The 15230-nt window shown below is 41.4% G+C and carries 15 protein-coding genes; 3 read left to right on the top strand and 12 right to left on the bottom strand.

Features of this window, described 5'->3' with window-relative positions:
* Positions 1 to 298: hypothetical protein (locus QXV08_RS08485; RefSeq protein ID WP_342821513.1), on the top strand; the 298-nt coding region annotated here is incomplete at its 5' end.
* A 352-nt stretch (positions 299 to 650) separates the two neighbouring features.
* Here the strand turns inward: QXV08_RS08485 and QXV08_RS08480 are convergent.
* A complete protein-coding gene (locus tag QXV08_RS08480) occupies positions 651 to 896 on the bottom strand; it encodes a hypothetical protein (RefSeq protein ID WP_342821512.1) in 246 nt (81 codons plus the stop codon).
* A gap of 719 nt (positions 897 to 1615) precedes the next feature.
* On the opposite strand from QXV08_RS08480, the gene QXV08_RS08475 reads away from it, so the two are divergent.
* Complete coding sequence (locus QXV08_RS08475) at positions 1616 to 1912, top strand: hypothetical protein (RefSeq protein ID WP_342821511.1); 297 nt, start codon at positions 1616 to 1618, stop codon at positions 1910 to 1912.
* Between the two features lie 689 nt (positions 1913 to 2601).
* Here the strand turns inward: QXV08_RS08475 and QXV08_RS08470 are convergent.
* The 8 genes from QXV08_RS08470 to QXV08_RS08435 all read right to left on the bottom strand — a co-directional run bounded on the left by QXV08_RS08470 (position 2602) and on the right by QXV08_RS08435 (position 11394).
* A complete protein-coding gene (locus QXV08_RS08470; protein ID WP_342821514.1) occupies positions 2602 to 3879 on the bottom strand; it encodes a Coenzyme F420 hydrogenase/dehydrogenase, beta subunit C-terminal domain in 1278 nt (425 codons plus the stop codon).
* A 2-nt stretch (positions 3880 to 3881) separates the two neighbouring features.
* Positions 3882 to 5075: a polysaccharide pyruvyl transferase family protein gene (locus QXV08_RS08465; protein WP_342821510.1), complete on the bottom strand. Its 1194-nt coding sequence runs from the start codon at positions 5073 to 5075 to the stop codon at positions 3882 to 3884.
* Between the two features lie 43 nt (positions 5076 to 5118).
* Entirely contained in the window at positions 5119 to 6363 is a 1245-nt protein-coding gene (locus QXV08_RS08460; RefSeq protein WP_342821509.1) for a glycosyltransferase family 4 protein, read from the bottom strand.
* 47 nt (positions 6364 to 6410) lie between these two features.
* Positions 6411 to 6710 (bottom strand): hypothetical protein, encoded by a 300-nt coding sequence (locus tag QXV08_RS08455; protein ID WP_342821508.1) that lies wholly within the window; start codon positions 6708 to 6710, stop codon positions 6411 to 6413.
* A 1560-nt stretch (positions 6711 to 8270) separates the two neighbouring features.
* Entirely contained in the window at positions 8271 to 9440 is a 1170-nt protein-coding gene (locus QXV08_RS08450; RefSeq protein ID WP_342821507.1) for a glycosyltransferase, read from the bottom strand.
* Between the two features lie 4 nt (positions 9441 to 9444).
* Positions 9445 to 10242, bottom strand: a complete 798-nt coding sequence (locus QXV08_RS08445) for a glycosyltransferase family 4 protein (RefSeq protein WP_342821506.1) — start codon at positions 10240 to 10242, stop codon at positions 9445 to 9447.
* Between the two features lie 95 nt (positions 10243 to 10337).
* The gene (locus QXV08_RS08440) at positions 10338 to 10556 is read right to left on the bottom strand and encodes a hypothetical protein (protein ID WP_342821505.1); all 219 of its coding nucleotides are present in this window, start codon (positions 10554 to 10556) and stop codon (positions 10338 to 10340) included.
* Positions 10557 to 10677: 121 nt separating this feature from the next.
* Positions 10678 to 11394, bottom strand: coding sequence for a hypothetical protein (locus QXV08_RS08435; RefSeq protein WP_342821504.1), 717 nt, complete (start codon positions 11392 to 11394; stop codon positions 10678 to 10680).
* Between the two features lie 145 nt (positions 11395 to 11539).
* Between QXV08_RS08435 and QXV08_RS08430 the strand changes: the two genes are divergently transcribed.
* Complete coding sequence (locus QXV08_RS08430; protein ID WP_342821503.1) at positions 11540 to 11725, top strand: hypothetical protein; 186 nt, start codon at positions 11540 to 11542, stop codon at positions 11723 to 11725.
* Positions 11726 to 12765: 1040 nt separating this feature from the next.
* Here QXV08_RS08430 and QXV08_RS08425 read toward each other — a convergent pair.
* The 3 genes from QXV08_RS08425 to QXV08_RS08415 form a co-directional block, all read right to left on the bottom strand.
* Positions 12766 to 13284: a hypothetical protein gene (locus QXV08_RS08425; protein ID WP_342821502.1), complete on the bottom strand. Its 519-nt coding sequence runs from the start codon at positions 13282 to 13284 to the stop codon at positions 12766 to 12768.
* A 138-nt stretch (positions 13285 to 13422) separates the two neighbouring features.
* The gene (locus tag QXV08_RS08420; protein ID WP_342821501.1) at positions 13423 to 14475 is read right to left on the bottom strand and encodes a glycosyltransferase family 4 protein; all 1053 of its coding nucleotides are present in this window, start codon (positions 14473 to 14475) and stop codon (positions 13423 to 13425) included.
* A gap of 6 nt (positions 14476 to 14481) precedes the next feature.
* Positions 14482 to 15230 (bottom strand): glycosyltransferase family A protein (locus QXV08_RS08415; RefSeq protein WP_342821500.1); only part of this gene is annotated, 749 nt, incomplete at its 5' end.

Below are 15230 nucleotides of genomic sequence, written 5' to 3'. Positions count from 1 at the left end.
AGCCAACTACTGGAACCCGCTTACATCGAGGTGGGAGCCAACTTTGTATATGCCAGCGCACATCCTAGGGAGCTTCGCCTTTGGATGCTTAGCTGGGGCTGTAAGGGAGGCCTCAGACATTTATGCTTCGGCTTCGCTGCATGGAGGCATAATGACTGCCTACACGTTCCTATGCTATTATGCAAACGAATTGATCCTGAACATAAGCTTATTCACCAGCTGGTTCATCTTCTTCTTCCTCCTGTCCTTCTTCTTTCAAGAATCCGAGAGCATAAAGCTCAGAGCCGTGGAGCTGTGAACAGGAGGCAAAGGTGCAGAGCTACACAGTGAATCTGGACTGTTTCAATTTTTTCAGCCAAGACTTACAATACTACGTAGTGATTTCACCGGTTGTTACTACATTAACGTATTTTTCCTGTCACACTCATGAGTTTTCTATCATCGGTTACTAGTGTTAGCTTATTTCTCATCGCCACATACATGTAGGAAGCATCGCAGAAGGTTACTCCTTCTTTTACAGCTATATCCATAACATCCTTCTCGAAGCCCTTTACTGAGTGAAGGTTTAGTATATCGAAGATCCTGGAGACCAGCTCGATTCCTTTGTAGGTTGTTTCGATCTTTATCTTTCCCAGCAGATAACACTTCTTCTAAACAGCATTAGCAACCTCGTAAGCATCAAGATCTAGGATATACCCTTCCAGAAAAAACCTTAATTCACTTTTTTTTAACAAGATAAGTATTGCACTTGCATCGTAGAAATACAATATTGTTTTTTCCCTATCCTCTCTTATTAACTTGCCTACTTCTTCATCTGATACATAGATAGCTCCTTGGAGAGCCTCTAGACACATTCTCGAGTTCTTCAAGCATTCGTTTCTTAACTTCTTCCTCAAGAGCTCTCCTTATGATAGGACTTGGCTTTATACTGTATCTATTTAGAAGCTCCATCGGTTTCCTGGGGATCTTTGCGGATACTGTAACACAGTTCACCTAGAACACACCCACAGGTAGGCATAATAGTAAACCTAATATAAGTTCACTTTAAAAGAAAACCTTATCTTCTGCAGGTGTAATCTGGTGAGAGTACATTAATGGAATACACTAATGCTTAACTCTTCTCTTCGACATTTCCTAATTCAGCAGTGAACCGAGGCTTGTCATGGAGCTTTGAATTGAGTTAACTAAAGTAATTGATTAACTTGTAAATTTATCTATTGATGAGGTTGACTGCTGTAAACGACTATGATGCAGTGCGTAGTATACTGTTGTTTGACCTAATTTAAGTGTCTTCAGCTAATCTAAAAAACGATTTACTCGCTTCTCTCTCACTTTTTACGGAGTTAAGAATGCCACGATAAATCCAAGGTCGAGTAATTATCCACCCTCAAGAGACTGCGTCTAGGAATACAGCACGAAAATAAAGCTATGAAGCCCCCCGCATTTTGAAATATGGATATTCTCAGCTTTCGCAAGCCTTCACGTTGAGTATGCTTGCGCTTTTTTTCTTACGTAATCAAATAATTTGTTCAACGGGAACTCTGAACATCTTGGATTGTTTTCATTGCAGTACACTTTACCTGTTTTCCAGAAGATTAAGTCAATGGTGGTTGGCATGTCTGGAAAAGCAAGTATTGAGAAAGCTTGTCTAAGTACCTTAGAGGAATTCTTGAAAGCATTCCTTAAGACTCTTATCGAATCCAAGCGCATGAAGGAGAATTTTGTAGTCAGGCAGTTTATTGCGTGGCTCTGTGAAAAGAACGCTCCTATGAGCAAAACTAGCGTTGACGAGTTCGTTGAGCAGTACAAGTCGGAGAAAATTCTTAAACATTTAACGATATCTTCGTACAAAAATATCCTACGAAAATTCGTGGAATTCCACGAGAAAAGAGTGAAACAGGGCACTATTTAACCATAAGTAGAACCAGCAGTGCTAGAGGTCATTTGTGACTTATCGTGTAAAGGAGAGCGTTTTTCTAGGTCTATTCCTTTTGTTTATTGGAGCATTTTTAGCTAGCGCTTATCGCCCTCGAGACCCGATGCTTCTTCCCTAAAGTGCTTATCTATGTGGAGACTTCCCCTCGTTCTTCGCTTGCTTCCTCTCTATCTACGCCTTCACTCCATCTCTAGCATAATCCCTTTGGTGATCAGTCTCTCGAGCGCTGTTTCCTATAATTAGCAGATGAAACCTCGGAAACCCGTTTCACCTACGATAGCGTTTTAAACAGCAGTGCTGGATTCATGTTGTTAAACATGAGAGCATTCAAACAACAGTACTCCACTAGGGTATTGATTAACGGACCGAATAGGCGTAGAATAGCTAGCAGTCACCGCGAACCACAGAGCAAGATGCGCAGCCTTCCTAGAAAAACCTGTAGAGACCTAGAAAGGGAAACTGTTCTCGTAACCCGCTGTTCTCGGAAAACCCTACAAGAACTTGTTGAGCTTTATTGGTCTAAAGCTATCATGTAAGCCGCGATGTGTGTGCATACTGTTAGGGCTCGAAGAGTGTGTTCCAAGAGAAAAAATGAAGTACCAGCGGGGACCACGAAGCTTACTGAGTGTAGACTTTATCACTGCTTCAAGCAATATCCTAAATAGTCAGCCAACGATCCATGCTTTGGAAACCTTAGCTAGTATCCTATTGAACCCTAGTTTCAGGAAATAATCAATGGTGACCAGCGGCTTGAACACATAGTGTCTGGTCTTCGCGTAGAATCTGAGAAGAGGCCACAGCCTTTCATCCCTTGCGAGACTACTACCAACCAGGTAGTCGATCTCGTGGAGAACCGTGGTGATGCTGGGTGGAATGACGTAGGGGTACTTGGAACCTCTTTTGGTGATCACCTTCACCGCCTTCTTGAGTAGTGTAGTGTACTGAACTGCGTAGAGCTCTGGTATCTCCTCAAACTCAAGGTACCCTGATTCAACAGCCCTCATAAGGATCTCAAGCCCTAGCTTCGTGCGGATAACAACAAGAGTCTTACCAGCACTGATACCCCTCTGATAAGTCCAGGGATCAGCGAGCGAGATATCTGCGAGCTCAGCAGTGTGATCAGAACATATCAAGCAAGACTTCCCGTAGAAGTACTGACCAAGCCCGGAGTCCCAAAAGACTGGAGACGAGACTTTAAGCGTTCTATAGTCATCAGTAGCAATTATTGCGTACCCGGGCCACCCATGCCCCCTGAAGCTCAAGTAAGAGACCTTCTCCGGCTTTACCTTCAGTAGTGTCTTAACTGCATATTCTGTGGCCTTAGAGCTGGGTGTATTATTGCAATAGAGACCTAGAACAAGCTTTATATTATCCTTGAGGTGTGGCAGGTATTGGAAGGACCTACGTAGTCCTCTGATCTGGCATGGTAGCCCCACTAAGGCGATATGCAGCCTCTCCTTGAGGGCTTCCTTAAGCGCCTTAGTGATATCTACTGGAGCATAGATGGAGCCCGCGTAGTTTACTACCTCCTTCGGATCGTAAACTACTTCGTATCTGCCGAAGACTATACCTCGTTTTACCCAAATCCTCGGGGCGAGAACCGCATCAACTATTCTCTCCTCAAGTAAGTACTTAAGAATAGAAGTAGCAGCACCACCACTAGCCGATTTGAACCTGACTCTCTCATCGGTAGACCAAGCTAATCCCACCTTCACATACTTGCCGATCAAGCCAGTTGTAAAACCACTCACAACTACTTCTCCCTCGTCATGTACATCCACGAAAGGACATACTCTCACGCAGAGACCGCAGTCAACACAGAGATTCTTATTTAGAGCTGGCCTCAAGTGTCCCTGAGCTGAGAAGCTCATCTTCAACGCATCGCGTGGGCATACAACTACGCATATACCACAACCAGAGCAAGAAACGCTTGGAACATCCATTCTCAAGATCTAAGAGCCTCTTTCAGTAGCTCTATAGAGGTTCTCCTTAGTTCTCTCAGCTTAGACCTCACGGCGCTATAATCCTCCAGATCTTTGCGAAGTGCTTTTACTATGTCCTCTTTCTCCCTAACTACCCTGTCTTGTAAGCCAAGTAGTTCGACTAGGTCTTCAATACGTGATTTAACTCCAGCTCTATGAGGTAGACCTAACGTCGTTACTAAAACTGGTTTTTCAAATAGAACCGAGAGAGCTAGACCATGGTAACTATCAGTAAACACTAAATCGGCATGCTTGAGGAGTGATATGAAATCCTGAGGACCCACGTGGTAAAACGAAACCTTATTTTCAAGCCACTTACTATACAGTAATCTTTCGTGGATAGTGGTAGGAGCCTTGTATATGACTACTGGAAGGTTTAACAACTTCTCTAACACTTCGGTAAAGGGGAGTAGGCCTGGATCCAGGTTGTAGAAGAGAATATACTTCTCACGTACCGATTTAAAGTGATTACTGGAAATCTCCTCGAAAACCTCCCTGGGTACGAGCAAAGTAGGGTCCAGCGTGTGGTAAACAGCTCTGTTTAAGATTTTCGAAAGCTCCTCGGCGTGACGGTGTTCCCTAATGGATATGAACTTAAAGTCCCTGAGGAAGTACCTGTACAACGTTAATAGCTCTTTGCGCGTCGAGAACTCTACTCCTATGCTCGCCGAAAACCCTATCTTCACAGCGTTCTTCAGCTTGAAGGGAAGTAAATAGCAATAGTCAGAGTACTTGAGAAACTCAGGATTCCATACTTGGTCACTCCCTACGAGAACTACCCAATAATTAGAACATTCTCGTTGCAATTCTTCTGTGTTCACCACGCCTTTCCTTGGCTTGATCTTAAGGTGTTTTTCTCTAAAGGAACCGAAAGCTAGCGTTTTCTTAGTTTCACTAGGTATGTCAGGCAAATAGTAGATAATTTCTCCTAACATCGACTTAATCGTTTTCCGAAGTGAAAGGCGTAATAGTCCGTACTTCTTTACTAGCTTATTAGGTTCAATCACGGGCGAGACTACCAGCTCTAAACCTGGGCGATAGTTTATTATGTAACTCTCATGTCCTAAGCTCTCGAGTTCTCTATATAGAGCATAGGCTTGAAGAACAGCGCCAATATGATTAGCCCAGTGAAAGGTTAGAATGCCTACTTTAGCCATTTACAGGGATCCTCGCCTTCTACTTCTTGATGATAGCCGTCTCTTAGAATTTAGTCAGAAAACTGAATAACTTGTCCACGCTTGTTTGCGGGTTAATTGTCTTCAAAGACTTCTCTTTGACTACTTCTCCCCTAGAGCTCTCCAATGCTTTCAACAACCACTTTGCAATATCCTCATGGTGAGGGTTAGCTATGTAGCCTGTTTCACCATGAACTACCGTCTCCGGGAGACCTCCTCTATTTGTCACAACAGCAACCACTCCCAACCTATTAGCTTCCACTGGTATTCTGCCAAAGGACTCGGGCACTACGCTAGGCATGACCACTACGCTAGCAGTAGTGATGGTTTCATAAAGCCTGGCTAAGGATTCTCTCCCAGAGAAAATTACAGATCTTTCGATTCCGAGCTTACGTGCATACTCCTCAACCCAAGAGCCCCTGCAGCCGAACATTACGAGCTTAACGTTCAACCCTTCGTTTAACAGCAGCTTTAGAGCTTGAAGAGCGAGGTGCGGGCCCTTGACGGGGTTTGAGCCGGAGGCGTATACGATGAGGTTCTCTTCGAGGTTTTCTTTCGGCTTAACGTCTCTGACGTACTTTAGGGGGTAGGTCACGGGATTGTATACGACCTCGATCGGTTTGCCCTCAACTGGTAGGAAAGTTTCGTGAACTCTCTTGACAAAGTTCGAAACAGCGACGAAACCATCTATTGAGCCCAACAAACCCTTGTTCACGACCTTTTGCCAACGGAGGTAGTCCAGGGGTCCCTTAACGAGGTCCATCGCCTGGTACACAGATCTCCTGAAGCCGCTGATTATTCCAAGCCTACTTAGTTCTTCGTTAAACTTCTGCTTACACCTCACGATCCTTGATAAGCTACAGCCCCTATAGCACACCTCTCTCATGCCGTAGAAAAGCCCCCACCAGGGGCAGAGGAGCGGATAGCTGTGGAGGTGAACAATCACGGGAACCCTCTTAACCTTCTTGATTTTAGGCGCTATGGAGAACTCTATATCAGTGATCCAAGTTACATCCGCCCACTTAATCCAGTCCTCTGATCCGCTGAGATCCATTATAGGAAGATTTGCTCGGCGGTAGCATGGATGGGTCCTAAATTCTATACCGAGAAATCTAAGTTGATTGACAAACTCAACATCAGCATCATCACATACGATAACCTTTAGTGATACTTGATCTTTTAGTAGCTCAAAGAACTCGATTGTAGAAATTTGGGCACCGCCGAGCAAAGTCCCGTGAGCAAAAGCTAAGATATTCATCATGAAGCTCATTTAGCAATTGAATAGTTTAAAAGCTTGTCGTATTGGTAGGCCAGGATTTAGTAAGGCAATAATTGGATATCATCCAAGAATGTTACAATGCCTTCGGGAAGTGATAGAATGGAAACAAGACCATCGTCATAAATAGTGTCTGCTTCACGGAATAACGTGCTTGCCTGGACTATAGCGGGGTTTATCCCAAGACTTTTTAACGGCAAGGATAGATATAGCATTGAAAAGTAACTTGAGAGTCCGACTCTAAGCCCTGGAAAATTCCGCGCTATCAAAAATTCAAATGCTTCACTTATGTGTTGAGAACCGAATAGGGAATTATCGGGCACTAATGCTGCCTCGCTCATGCTAATAATTGGATATCTAAGTTTCAGGCCGAAGAAAGAGAAAGCTAATAAAATGATCAACACTACTCCTAACACAGGAGTTATAGCTTTAGTCAAAGATGTTTTGCTTATTTTGTTATCTTGGTTGAAATTGATGGGCTTTTTTTGCTGTGACCATCAATGCTATTGGCACGAATAACAGAAGAACTGTCATTGACTCAAAGTCTATAACGAAATAGCCGAATATATTCAGCAAATATGCGAGACCTAAAATAGTTGCTGATAAAAATGCTGTCATATTGAAAACAGCCTCATACGATTCCAGCTTTGTAAAACTTTTCTCTAACCTTGATGAATTTAATTTATTAAAGTAAATAAATCTAAAGAAAAGCTTCACTAACACAATTGTGTACGAGGCTATAAGTAAAGTTATAAAAGATAGACTACCAACAAAGCTAGTTATAACGTAAGAGTTGGAATACTGCGCTTGAATTATTGTGTGTAGAGGGGGATTTTCCACCTCAAAGAACCCATGCATTATTACATTTAACAGAGATTGCGTGATAATTGTAAAATAGTCTACGTAACCTCTTACATACAAGCTACCGAAGTAAAACATGTATACAAGCGGAATCGCACACATGGTTATAAATGAGGTAACTATTCTTCTACTCTTTACAAAATAATAGGCACTTGTGAGTATCAAAAATAACGATGCATTATTGATGTTCGCAAAGAACCTAATGTAGTACCAATAACTAGTAAAAGTAGTAAAATACTTGAAGAACTAGATCTATATAAACTCGGACTTAGAAAAACATAAATAGCGAGATAGAATAGACTTCTGGCAGTGTTATACTCACCTAAATAAAATGAATCAAGAAGTTGAAAGAGGAGGCCTATGGCTAACAGGCTTTGACCAATACCACTATTATCGATATCACGTTTGAAAATGCCTATTAGTAAACTTATAATTAAGGAGTTAAATGCCAGAATAAAAAATCCAAAAATTACAACATATGATGGAAGATAGGAGATCCCCAAGATGATCTTAAGTATATATACAACTAAATACTCTAGGGGGTAAAGGTAGTGGGGATCCAGTTGAACATCTAGTTTTCCACTACTATCAAGCATTATATTCGCAGCTGTAGAGCTCATAACGGGATAACTGTATATTTATCGCTATCAAAGAGGACAAGATAAACTCCCTTTGAAAATAGACTGCTCACATACAGCGGCGCCAACATGAAGATAACAATATAATTATAATATAATAAAATCTCTTTCCTCGATCTTTGCTGTAAAATAAGCATTAATCCTAGAAAGCCTAGTGAGAAATGAAGTAGCAATATCACTCTTACTATCCATGAAAGCATCAAGGAGCTGCCTACAACTATTTTGCTCAAGAAAACATAAAGCGCGAAATTTAGAATAAGCGCTGTTATTAGAAAATTAATTCTCAAATGTCTAAAAAGCTTCATCATGTCCATCATTATTTTTAGGCTTAAGCTGAGCTGGTGACCATGCTAAGTGAATGAAAGCTTAATGTCTATCTATGCCTTAGCATATACTTTTATATTACTGCTTAAAGAACTCATGACTTTTAATGATTATAGATGAGAATGAGTTCTTAAAGTTCTCATAATTAAAGCGTGTAGCATATGCGCTGAGGATTTTAGCTTTCTCGAGGGTCCAATTGCTCAATTTTTTTAGGATAATGTCTGCACATTCATCATAATTCGTGTACGAGTATCTGATATCTTCCTCAAGCGGAGATACCAAATCAATCCACGACCCGCTATATCTGTGGACGATTGGTATGGAACCTGCGGCCATTGCCTCAACAACAGCTATCCCGAAGTGTTCGTACTTCATTGTATGTAAGTAAACCTTAGCTCTCGATAGTAGCCTAACCTTAAGATCTTCACTCAAGTTCGTGTATATTCTTACGCGCTCTTCCAAATCGAACTTCTTTATGAGCCTCTTAACATACTGGAAGTAATCTATTTGATCGACGGTACCGATGATGGCGTACTTCACCCCAGGGGTTTCTCTTGCTATAGCAGGGATTACATGCTGTTTCTTCCCCCTTTCAATTCTTCCAACAGTAATCACTAGATCCTCCCTTTCAGGATTTTTTGCTAGAGGTTGATATTTTTCAACGTCCACGGGCGGGTATACAACGAAAGCTTTTACCCCGAGCCACTTCTCTATGAATCTCTTAGTGAAGTTAGAGTTTGTGAGAACTAATGGTCTATACATAAGGCTCTTGAATACATTTATTAATAGTTTCGAAAAAAGCCGAGAAGGTAGAGAATAGACCCTAAGGAAAGAGTTTTGTAGGTAGCGCTCAGGATAGTAGAGGATCTCACTCCCTGGATAGAAATCCGGGAAATGAATGTACACAATGTCGCCAAGAACGGGTACTAACAGCTGCTTAGTGACAATGGTCAAGTCATAACGCTTCCTTAGTCTTAATGTAAAGCCTACTATATCTCTCAAGAACCACTCCAGGTATCTGCTGTAAATTGTAGGTAGCTTCCTCCAAGGAGGTAATACGACTTCGCTGTTAATATAGCTTCTGGGATCCTCATACATGAGAGATTTCACTTTATCCCAATTGGTCTTCTCCTCGGTTACTAAGTCCACAGTATAGCCTAATTCTCGAAGTACTTTAATTACATATAGAGCTAGCCTCTCAGCCCCACCAGACGGATTAAGGGTGTCATGAACAACCGCTACCCGCATGTCCCTACTCCTCGAATACTTTTACTAGCATCTTTCTAATTTCATCTTTATCGAACTTAGCTGACATTATCCTTCTCAATTTATTTCCGATAGATGCTATCTCCTCTTTATCCATTGATGCTACTTCTACGATCTTATCAGCAAGACAGCTAGGGCAAATGGGCCTAAATAAGAATGCTTCAGCAGGGGTATCAGAAAATATCTCGGGTAGCGCTCCAACCCGCGAAGATACCGGCAGCGTGCCAGATAGTGCCGCTTCAATAGCGGCATATGACATAGTTTCCTCAAATATTGAAGGTAAAAGCAGAGCCCAAACCCTCGAATGTAGTTTCAATACCTCTTCATAGCTTATACGTCCAAGTATCTTTATATTTAGGTCGAATCTATCTTTTAGTGAATTTAGGACCTTCAATGATTCATTTTTGTAATTATTAGCTACAAGAAGCTCGAAATTCCTAAATTCTTGCCTATAAAGAAGTCTTAGTGATTGAAGCAGTATATGAAAGCCTTTAACATAGCTGTCTCCGCCAACATATAGTAGCGTGGAATTTTTGGAGAGATTCTTCTCTATAGCGGGGATTTCGGGTGGAGGATTATAGATAATAGTTGTCTTTCCTCTATACTCCGGAGCTAATTTTAATATTATCTCCTCTTGCCTTCGGGAGACGCATATAATTCTATCAGCTATTCCTACCCACCTTCTGATAAGCTTCGTTAGAGGAGTAGATAAAGCTGAGGCAAGAGCCATAGAGAATGGTTTGGACGCATGCTCAAGCATAAAAGTTCTCTTGAAATCGCTCATAGGTCTCTCGACTTCTGAAGAGAGAATGACAGCTGTATAAGACACCGGCTGATAGCCGTGGAGGTGCACTACGACCTTCTTGCCTAGCTTCTTAGCTATGGGTATGACTGGATAGGAGAACCTAGGAATGTAAAACTACATTCGCTCTCGATGGTTTTCTCCACTAATCTCTTGTTCATTAGGATTTTCGTGAATAGCTCAACCTTGTTTGATGCTCTGAGGAAGTCTACGACCCTAACGGAAGCCCCGGGTACTTTGGATGGGTTCTCTGTGCCCGTGTATACGTCCAGCTCAAAATCTCCTGTTGATGCCAATAACTTTAAAATCAGGTATGTAGCGAGTTCTCCTCCACTACCTTTAGGCCAAAGTTTCTCACTAAAAACTGCTATCCTTACGAATTTATTTCGCCTCGCTAATCGCTTTTAGAACTTGGTCTTAGGATTTATACGCAAGTATGGATGTTTTTGAAGCATATATAATGCTCGTGTCGTTAATAATCCTTACTTTAACTTGATAAGTATTTTCGCTAGAGCCGCCTTTGTAGTAGAGGAATTGAATTTCATCATGTAGTTGTATAAGGTAGAACTGGCTGGATTTCAGGTTAACATTCCCAGCATTAAAACTTAGCATATAATTTAAGGGAAGTTGAGAGTAGGTTAAAGCTATATTCGGTCCATGTTCAATTATAAACTTGCCTGTCAGATATTCACTATATGTTACCGACTGCTGGTTCCAGCCGCTGAAGTATAAGCAATACCCTAAAATGGAAAAAATTGTTAGAAGCGGTAGTATTAAAACATACGTTTTTAAATCTCTTCTTACCCTCTCCCCTCTCAGAAGCAACAATAAAGAGAAGCTTATGAATGGTGTTAAAATTGTGTAAATTCTCTCTGCATATCCAGCACCGCCAAGGCTTAGAGCTATTGGTGATAGAGCTAGCACAATGCCTAATGGAACCGCAAGAAGGAATAACGACATTCCTGATCTCTTTTTCATAGCATACACGATCAGCACTGCCAGGGAGAAGACCGTCATACTCACGAAATATGCGGCCTTAAGAACTACAACATTCTGCCACAATTTATAGGGCCTTTCAACGCTGGTAGTAACAATTTCTCCACCGCCCTCGATGATTCTAGCGTAAACACTCATCAATGTATTAATGAAGTTTTTAAAAGTAAATATTGTCATGTAAGCCAGGTACGATAACCATACAGCAGAGAATATAAGGAAAGTGTAAGCTAGGAACTTTAAACTGCCTTTGTAATTCCCTGACCTTGATATAAAGGATCTTGATATGAGGCTAGCTAGGAAAAGCGAAGAAATGCTGATGAGGGAATATAGCGTTGAACCTTGGTGTAGGAAAACCAGCGATGAAGCTAGTATAATGGAGACGAACGATGAAGATTTCAATATATTATCTTTCATGGATTTTAATAACAACACTAGGAGGACCCAGTACAGTAGGTATGTGTATGCTTGAGCTGAGTAGTGAAAACGATCGTATGAGATCAGGATGAAGATGCTGTAAGCGATAAAAGACTCCGAAAAGGTCAATCCGAGTGTTTTGAAAAGAGATATTACTATAGGAATAGATAGCAAAAGAATTAGCACGTTAAAATACTTCACTAAAACTTCGAACACTGGGGCATAAAGACTACTCGGAAACCCCCAGAGGACATTGACAAAAATACTTGTCCACCAGAAGAATCCGGGTTGCAAATCGAAGTAAGTATCAACACTCGGATTTGAGTGGCCAGTTATTGAAACATACGCTCCTCGTATCATATGACCTACAGCATCATAAAAATTCGTTACATAATACGTATCAAGAGCATTTGGGAGTAAGTATTTAAAAAGTATTGATAATACCGCAACCAAAAGGATTAAGGCTGAACTACTATCGGCGTATCTACTATTCTCGTAAGTTAAAAAAATTATGATAGAAAAGATTGTTACAAAGGTAACATACACAAGTAAGGGGCTGACGCTTAGAGGACCAAAGATATCATTTGCATTATAATATGTTGGTAATATCTGGGAAAGCTCAACTAAGTATAGTGTGAACAAGACAAATACTACTAGAAAAGGCAGCAAATGTCGATTCTTCATGCGTGACATGGTACTAGTTTGAAAGTAATTAAATTTTGTAAAAAGCTTCTATGTAAAGGTCTCCTATTTGGCCCAAGCTCAGAACTTCGGGCTTAAAACAACTTTCGGCTCTTTCCAAGAAAGCGATCATCTCCTTAGCTAAATTGACAATGACATTTGAAATATCCCCACAATCGTATACTTGTACAATGTGAAGTAGTATCATACAGTCTTCGAGCTCTATCGAATAAGCTTAACGAAAAACTTCATTATCCCAACTTCCTCTTTTTCCACTCTTTCGTCAATTCCTCTGGATAAACTTTCCCTTCTGAATACATGTAGTATTGGGTTAACAGGTACGTAAATGGACCTCCATCCTTCAAGCACAAGCTGTAAGCCAACGTACTGGTTTTATCCAAAGGCCTCTCTTACTCACCTTTTCATAATGGCTTTTCTCATAATGTAATGGGCTAACTCTATTCTTAGCTGAGCATCTAATTCCCATCGCATCCTTCTTACAGTGCTTATGAAAGGCTTATGATATAGGTGTTCCGGCATCCATGGGTAATGCTCAAACTCTGAAATAATTATGGGATCTGCAGACTTGTTGAATGATATAAGGTTATAGAAGTATGTTGAGTGAACAATCCATTCATCATCCCCATTCCTCAGTTTCTCGTATACTTTCTTGATCCTCGAAGAGATCTGGGGCATTGCAGTAAAATAAAAGAGCGCGCCTTTGATAGGCGTTGATATATAAAAGATATCGACACCATTGATTTGCACCCATCTCCCTACTAAATCTTTCTTTTCAGTTGTAGCAATTAAAACAACTTTCCTGACAAATCCGTATTTCTTTAATGCTTTAGCGAGATCAAAAGGTAGTTTCTCAATAGCGCCTCCTTTAGTTGTAGGGATAGGCTCCCTAGGTCCTAACATTAAAACGTTCATTTCATAAAGAGCTGTAAATTTTTAGTAGCTTGCTGGCTATGATACTCCAAGAGTACTTAGACTTTGCAATTGCTCTACTGTTGATGGAGAGCTTATGCCTTAGAGATTCATCTAAAAGTACTAAGTGCAGTTTTTCAGCTAACTCATTTGTTGAACCTTCTCGAAGAGGTAGCCGTTCACTCCGTTCTTCACGATATCTACTATTCCTCCAGCCTTAGATCCTATAACTGGAAGTCCGCTCGCCATAGCTTCTATCAACACCATTGGAAACACCTCGAAGTACGAGGGTAAAACCAGCACATGCGAGCACGAGTAGAGGTAGCGAAGCTCTTCTATGCCTAAAGAGCCTGTGAATACAGCATCTATGTTGTTTTTAATTGCATATTCGCGTAAAACTCGTGCGTAATCTCCAAGCGTATCATTCCCGAAGCTACCCGAGAGAGGACCAACTATCACGACTTTAACATCTCTCAATCCGTGCTTATCTTTGAGAATCCTAACTGCTTCGAGGAGTACGTGTACGCCTTTTCCATGCGTTACTCTCCCAACGAAGAGAACAACTCGTTTCCCTTCTAAACCATACTTAGCATTTATTTCGTCACATTTTAAACCAGGTTTAAAGAACTCTATATCAACACCATTCGGTACTACGAATATCTTATCTTGATTTACACCAGCTTTTTCTGTGAGAGCCCTCTTCATGGTTTCGTTCAATGCTATTACGGCATTCGCCTTCTTCATTGTGTAGCTCTCGATCACCCTTACGACTCTTTCACCGAAATACACGTTTTCCTCGGGCCACAACGGATTATGACATGTGTAGACAAACCTCGCGCGAAGCTTGTGGATCATGTGGGCCAATGTGTAGCCAACCCATGCTGTGTTAGCATGAATAATATCGAACTCCCTAAGAGCACTCGATGTGTAAAACCCAAATACTATCTCTTTTAATATAAGGTGTCTTGACCTCCCAAGGATATTAGTGAGAATTTCAGAGTCTACTGTCGTTGGAACTTTAACTCTAATTACTTTGTCGCTTTTGTTTGTGTTGTTCCAAAGTCTATCGATCACGTATGCTTCTACATCTAGTCTTCTGAGAGCCTCGATTAGCTTAATTGCATAGAGTTCAACAGCACCACCCTTCCTTGGTGGAACAGGGAGAAGACCCGAAGATATGAGAGCTACTTTCATAGTGTCTTACTTGAGCAGTTTTGCATATAGAGATTTCATCAAGACAATCTCAGCTGCGATTTCTCCACGCCTTTTTGTCCGGGAGAGGCTTTCTTCTCTATGTATGTGTAAAACGGGGTTGCTAGGAGTGTACACAGATTTAAATCCATTGAGCACGAGCTTCAGCCCAACGTACTGCTCGTTTCCGGGAGCTCTCTTCATATTTGGATGCTCCGGAAATTCTATTAAGTCTATGACTTCACTCCTGAATCCCATGTTGACACCTCTATAGGGCAGCGAAAGGGAGGCTCTATCAGGTAGATGTGGGCCATGAACTACATTTAGCTTCCTATCAATATAGACTCCAAACCTATACTTCTTGAGAGGATCTAGTGGTGGGTTCAGCCATGTCCTAATTAACCAGCGGTAGAGCTTAGTCTGAGGTAGATCATCAGCTGTTGGAAGAATCTTCAGTTCGTTCAGCTTAACGTAGATATCCCTGCTGGATATGCACACAATATCTCGTGGAGCGTAGGTAAATGCTCTGACGTACCTTCTGATCCATCCTCTAGGCGTCATAACATCATCATCTGTAAAGAGCACAACGTCTCCGGATGTAACCTTTCTGCCCATGTTGAGTGCTGCTGTGAAGAAACCACTCTTCTGCTCTATAATTGTACATGGTAGACTGTAGAGATTGCACAGCATCTCCACAAGCTTGACTGAGCACTCCTTCACCACAAGGACCACTTCGTGAGGCCTCGTAATCTGCTCTC

It is taken from the genome of Desulfurococcus sp. (genome assembly GCF_038881575.1).
Lineage (GTDB): Archaea > Thermoproteota > Thermoprotei_A > Sulfolobales > Desulfurococcaceae > Desulfurococcus.
The sequence above is the reverse complement of the archived record's forward strand: the minus strand, read 5'-3'. Positions and strand labels throughout refer to the sequence as shown.

Bases quoted from the DNA above. Each gene is read 5' to 3' on its own strand.
- QXV08_RS08475 (WP_342821511.1), top strand. From the start codon at position 1,616: ATGTCTGGAAAAGCAAGTATTGAGAAAGCTTGTCTAAGTACCTTAGAG.
- QXV08_RS08470 (WP_342821514.1), bottom strand. From the start codon at position 3,879: ATGGATGTTCCAAGCGTTTCTTGCTCTGGTTGTGGTATATGCGTAGTT.
- QXV08_RS08465 (WP_342821510.1), bottom strand. From the start codon at position 5,075: ATGGCTAAAGTAGGCATTCTAACCTTTCACTGGGCTAATCATATTGGC.
- QXV08_RS08460 (WP_342821509.1), bottom strand. From the start codon at position 6,363: ATGAGCTTCATGATGAATATCTTAGCTTTTGCTCACGGGACTTTGCTC.
- QXV08_RS08455 (WP_342821508.1), bottom strand. From the start codon at position 6,710: ATGAGCGAGGCAGCATTAGTGCCCGATAATTCCCTATTCGGTTCTCAA.
- QXV08_RS08450 (WP_342821507.1), bottom strand. From the start codon at position 9,440: ATGCGGGTAGCGGTTGTTCATGACACCCTTAATCCGTCTGGTGGGGCT.
- QXV08_RS08445 (WP_342821506.1), bottom strand. From the start codon at position 10,242: ATGAGCGATTTCAAGAGAACTTTTATGCTTGAGCATGCGTCCAAACCA.
- QXV08_RS08435 (WP_342821504.1), bottom strand. From the start codon at position 11,394: ATGAGTGTTTACGCTAGAATCATCGAGGGCGGTGGAGAAATTGTTACT.
- QXV08_RS08430 (WP_342821503.1), top strand. From the start codon at position 11,540: ATGAGGCTAGCTAGGAAAAGCGAAGAAATGCTGATGAGGGAATATAGC.
- QXV08_RS08425 (WP_342821502.1), bottom strand. From the start codon at position 13,284: ATGAACGTTTTAATGTTAGGACCTAGGGAGCCTATCCCTACAACTAAA.
- QXV08_RS08420 (WP_342821501.1), bottom strand. From the start codon at position 14,475: ATGAAAGTAGCTCTCATATCTTCGGGTCTTCTCCCTGTTCCACCAAGG.